1 protein-coding gene is annotated in these 258 nt (G+C 39.5%); it reads right to left on the bottom strand.

The features are described 5' to 3' along the window. Positions 1-258 (bottom strand): aminotransferase class V-fold PLP-dependent enzyme (locus SB679_RS25105; protein ID WP_410705031.1); only part of this gene is annotated, 258 nt, incomplete at both ends.

The raw sequence follows: 258 nt of genomic DNA, 5'->3' as shown, positions 1-258 counted from the left end.
GCATTTTCATGATTCTGGATATTTTGACGCCCAATTCTTTCCATAAAATCAACGGCTGCTCCTAAAGCAATATTTCCTCCTACATTGGGAGTCCCTGCTTCATATTTAAAAGGAAGCCCTGCATAGGTTGTTCCATCAAAAGAACATGTTGCAATCATCTCTCCTCCTCCATGGAATGGAGGCAAAGCTTCCAATATTTCACGCTTTCCATATAAAATACCTGTTCCCATTGGAGCATACATTTTATGTCCTGAAAAA

Source organism: Chryseobacterium sp. SIMBA_029, from assembly GCF_046535275.1.
Lineage (GTDB): Bacteria > Bacteroidota > Bacteroidia > Flavobacteriales > Weeksellaceae > Chryseobacterium.
Note: the sequence above shows the minus strand (reverse complement) of the source record. Positions and strands in the feature narration are given on the sequence as shown.